The organism is Bacillus cereus (assembly GCF_002577405.1).
GTDB classification, from domain to species: domain Bacteria; phylum Bacillota; class Bacilli; order Bacillales; family Bacillaceae_G; genus Bacillus_A; species Bacillus_A cereus_AU.
In genome coordinates this window covers 1-221 of sequence record NZ_NULR01000041.1, presented here as the reverse complement: position 1 = coordinate 221, position 221 = coordinate 1, and the positions used below count along the sequence as shown (strand labels likewise).

The window sequence follows — 221 nt, the reverse complement described above, 5'->3', positions numbered from 1 at the left end:
GGTGCTCAAGGCAACACAGGTGCTACCGGGCCTCAAGGTGTTCAAGGAAACACAGGCGCTACGGGGGACACTGGACCTCAAGGCGCTCAAGGAAACACGGGTGCTACTGGTCCTCAGGGCGTTCAAGGCAACACGGGCGCTACTGGTGCCACTGGGCCTCAAGGCAACACGGGTGCTACTGGTCCTCAGGGTGTTCAAGGAAACACAGGTGCTACTGGTGC

At 60.2% G+C, this 221-nt stretch carries 1 pseudogene; it reads left to right on the top strand.

Annotated features, from left to right (window positions below):
* Positions 1 to 221 (top strand): annotated as a pseudogene (locus COC96_RS26850) (collagen-like protein); the annotation flags it as partial.